This is a genomic window from Hymenobacter agri, assembly GCF_054778495.1.
On record NZ_BAAGZM010000410.1, the window covers coordinates 1 to 3,856 of the forward strand.

Sequence of the window (3,856 nt, forward strand, 5' to 3'; positions counted from 1 at the left end):
CCCCTGCCCACCACCGCCACCTGGGAAGGCCGCGTGCTCGACGCTACTACTTTTCTGCCGCTGCCCGCCGCCAGCCTGCGCCTTACCCGCCCCGAAAGCAGCGTGGGCGTGCTGCTCTCGGCGAAAGGAGATTTCGCCTACACCAGCACCTCCCCCGGCCGCGCCTACGGCTACCATGCCGAGCACCCCGGCTATTTCCCCGCCGACAGCACCTGGCCCGCCGCGCCCGGCCCGCTGCTGCGCGACATCCTGCTGCGCCCGCTGGCCGTGGGTGAAACCTTGTCTTTGGCCCAAGTGCAGTTCGAGCAAAGCAAGGCTGTGCTGCTGCCCACCTCCTACCCCGCCCTGGGCCGGCTGGTGCGCTTGCTAGTTGATAATCCCGGCCTGCACATCGAGCTGCGCGGCCACACCGACAACGTAGGCCCACCCGAGAAAAACGTCATTCTCAGCGAGCAGCGCGTGTCGGCTGTGATGGCTTACCTCGTGAGCCACGGCGTGGAAGCATCCCGCATTACCGGCCTGGGCCTGGGCGGGTCCGAGCCCATTGCCAGCAACGAGCAAGAAGCCACCCGCCGCCTCAACCGCCGCGTCGAGTTCCGCATCACCCGCTTCGAGCCGCCCAAAATCGAGCCCGACATGCCCGAGCCGCTGGAGCCGTAAGGCGGCGGCGTTAACGTCTGTCATCCTGAGCGGAGCGAAGGACCTTATCACGTCACAACCGTTTTCGTTTAACGTGATAAGGTCCTTCGCTCCGCTCAGGATGACAGCCCTTTTAACCTATCAGTCAGTTTACGAATTGTCCCTGCTTCCCGAATCCATCCTCGCCCAGCTTGTCCCCACGGCAGCTGACCCGCGCCCCGTGCTGCTCACCATTGCCGGCCCCACGGCCGTGGGCAAAACGGCCTTATGCGTGCAGTTGGCCCAGCAGCTCGGTACCGAAATCGTGTCGGCCGACTCGCGCCAGTTCTTCCGTGAGCTCAGCATCGGCACGGCCAAGCCCACGCCCGCCGTGATGCAGGGCGTGCCCCACCATTTTATCGACAGCCACAGCATTGCCGAAGACTACAGCGCCGGCCGCTTCGCCACCGACTGCCACGCGGTTTTAGCCAAACTGTTCCAAACGCATCCCGTCGTCATCCTCACCGGCGGTTCGGGCCTCTACGTGCAAGCCGTAACCGATGGCCTCGACGCCCTGCCCGACGTACCACCCGAAGTGCGCGCCCAGCTCCACGCCGAGCTAGCCGCCCACGGCCTGCCCCACCTCGTAGCCGAGCTGGCCGAAACCGACCCCGTAGCCCACGCCCGCATCGACCAGCAAAACCCGCAGCGCATCGTGCGCGCGCTCGAAATCACCCGCAGCACCGGGCGGCCATTTTCCAGCTTCCACCGCGGCGGCCCGCCACCCGAGAACCCACTATTCCGCAACGTGAAAGTGGCCCTCACCCGCGAGCGCGAGGAGCTGTACCAGCGCATCAACCTGCGTGTGGAGCACATGCTGGCCGCCGGCCTGCTCGACGAAGTGCGCGCCGTGCTGCCCTACCGCCACCACCACGCCCTGCAAACCGTGGGCTACACCGAAATTTTCGGCTATCTCGATGGCGAATACGACTGGGCCGAAGCCGTACGCCTGCTCCAGCGCAATACCCGCCACTACGCCAAACGCCAGCTCACTTGGCTGCGCCGCGACGCGGCCTACCAATGGGTGGATTTAAGCGGTCAATAGAACCAGAAAAAAGAACGTCATGCTGAGCTTTTCGAAGCATCTCTACCGCGTAAGTAATTCATTTACTCTTGCGGTAGAGATGCTTCGACAAGCTCAGCATGACTTCCTTTCTACTTCCCTTAGACGCTATACGCTCAAAATCTCCACCATCCGCATGAAGCTCTGGTTGATGAGCTTCTTCTTATTGATGGTATCGCTAAACGGCGTGTACACCAGCTTCTTATCAATGATGCCGGCCATCACGTTGCGCATGCCGTTCATCAGGCCCTCCACGGCGGCGATGCCGAGCTGCGAGGCCAGCAGGCGGTCGGCCGCCGTGGGCGAGCCGCCGCGCTGAATGTGGCCCACAATGGTCACGCGGGTATCGAGCTGCGGGATGGCTTCCTTCACGCGGGTGGCCACCTGGGTGGCGTTGCCGGGCTCGTCGCCCTCGGCCACAATCACGATGAACGAGGTTTTGGAGCGCTGCCAGCCCGATTGCAGCGTATCAATCACCACATCGGTGCTCATCTGGGTTTCCGGAATCATCACGATTTCGGCCCCACCGCCGATGGCGCACGGAATGGCGATGTAGCCCGAGTCGCGGCCCATCACCTCCACAAAAAAGCAGCGGTCGTGCGAGTCGGCCGTGTCGCGAATCTTATCGATGCACTCCAGCGCCGTATTCACGGCCGTATCGTAGCCGATGGTGTAGTCGGTGCCGTACAGGTCGTTGTCGATGGTGCCGGGCGCACCCACCGTCGGAATGCCGAATTCTTCTTCAAAGATGGTAGCGCCGGTGAACGTGCCGTTGCCGCCGATGGCCACGAGGCCTTCGATGCCGTTGTTCACCAGTTGGTCGAACGCCTGCTGGCGGCCTTCCTTGGTCATAAACTTCTGGCTGCGAGCCGATTTCAGAATCGTGCCGCCTTTCTGCACCGTGTTGGATACCGAGGCCGAGTCGAGGCGCACAAACTCGCCCTTAATCATGCCGCTGTAGCCCCGCATAATACCGTACACCTCAATACCGTGGTAAGTGGCCGTGCGCACCACCGCCCGGATGGCGGCATTCATGCCCGGCGCATCGCCCCCACTCGTAAAAACCGCAATTCTCTTCATCTGAACATTCATATAGCAAGCAGGCGCGCAAACGGCGCGCAAACCCCGCAAAGTTGGCGAAATGAATGCAAACCCTCAACTACCGGGTCAAGAATGGCGTAAAACAAGCAATTAGCACTTTTCTGATTTGGGTATGATACCCGTAGCAATCAGTCAGATTTCCGTGTATCTTACCAATAAAATCGGGATTTCGATTAAAAAATCATCTTTTCACCCCCTAATTCCCACGTTTATGTTCGGTTTTTTCGAAAATGAGCAAGCAAAAAAAATAAAGGGTCATTTGCTGAATCTCGCGGCACTGGCGAAAGCCGACGGACATATCGACGCGCGGGAAATGAACTTTATCATTGCGGTTGGCAAGAAGAATGGCATTAGTTCTTCCGAAGTACAGGCTCTGGTATCGGGTGCCAAGGGTACCAGCAACGACCTGCCCACCAACGATTCGGAACGGTTCGACCAGATATTCGACCTAGTCGATATGATGCTCGCCGATGGCATTGTGGACGAGACAGAAATGGATTTTTGCATTATGATGGCCGAGAAGCTGGGCTTCCGTAAGGCCATTGTGGGCGTGCTCGTGCGCAAAATTTCGCAGGGCGTGAAGGACGGCCACCCACGCGAACGCATCAAGGAAGAAAGCAACCAGTTCCTGAACTACAACGAATTGCCGCGCCCGGTGGTCAACGTTAATTAGCGGTTATTCAGTATCGTACAGGCCCGCCGGGGCAGCCTGCTAAGTAGGCTGCCCCGGCGGGCCGGTTGCGTTGGGGGCCGCTCCTACTCGCCGGTTATGTGCGCAATGGCGCGCAGCAGAGCCGCGCAGGCTTCGTCAATCTCCTCGTCGGCGATGGTGAGCGGCGGGGCCAGGCGCAGGGAGTTGTCGCAGAACAGGAACCAGTCGGTAAGAATGCCCTCGTGCTCCAGCGCCCGGTCGATGATGGGCTTGAGTAGCTCGAACGAATCAAACTCCACGGCCATCAGCAAGCCGCCGCCGCGCACGGCCCGGATGGCCGGGTGCCGCAGCTGCGCCCGGAA

At 60.7% G+C, this 3,856-nt stretch carries 5 protein-coding genes; 3 read left to right on the forward strand and 2 right to left on the reverse strand.

Features of this window, described 5'->3' with window-relative positions; translation table 11 throughout:
* Together ACYVDE_RS16720 and miaA are read left to right on the forward strand one after the other, a co-directional pair.
* Window positions 1-660: OmpA family protein (locus ACYVDE_RS16720; RefSeq protein WP_460502689.1), on the forward strand; the 660-nt coding region annotated here is incomplete at its 5' end.
* 136 nt (window positions 661-796) lie between these two features.
* On the forward strand, window positions 797-1,723 hold the full coding sequence (miaA, locus tag ACYVDE_RS16725; protein WP_460502690.1) for a tRNA (adenosine(37)-N6)-dimethylallyltransferase MiaA: 927 nt from the start codon (window positions 797-799) through the stop codon (window positions 1,721-1,723).
* 126 nt (window positions 1,724-1,849) lie between these two features.
* On the opposite strand, the gene pfkA is transcribed toward miaA, so the two are convergent.
* Window positions 1,850-2,821, reverse strand: coding sequence for a 6-phosphofructokinase (pfkA, locus tag ACYVDE_RS16730; RefSeq protein WP_460502691.1), 972 nt, complete (start codon window positions 2,819-2,821; stop codon window positions 1,850-1,852).
* Window positions 2,822-3,053: 232 nt separating this feature from the next.
* Between pfkA and ACYVDE_RS16735 the strand changes: the two genes are divergently transcribed.
* Window positions 3,054-3,515, forward strand: coding sequence for a tellurite resistance TerB family protein (locus ACYVDE_RS16735; protein WP_460502692.1), 462 nt, complete (start codon window positions 3,054-3,056; stop codon window positions 3,513-3,515).
* An 83-nt stretch (window positions 3,516-3,598) separates the two neighbouring features.
* Here ACYVDE_RS16735 and ACYVDE_RS16740 read toward each other — a convergent pair.
* On the reverse strand, window positions 3,599-3,856 hold a 258-nt coding region (locus tag ACYVDE_RS16740), incomplete at its 5' end, for an aminotransferase class III-fold pyridoxal phosphate-dependent enzyme (RefSeq protein ID WP_460502693.1).

Coding starts and splice junctions, on each gene's coding strand:
- ACYVDE_RS16735 (WP_460502692.1), top strand. CDS start 3,054: ATGTTCGGTTTTTTCGAAAATGAGCAAGCAAAAAAAATAAAGGGTCAT.
- pfkA (WP_460502691.1), bottom strand. CDS start 2,821: ATGAAGAGAATTGCGGTTTTTACGAGTGGGGGCGATGCGCCGGGCATG.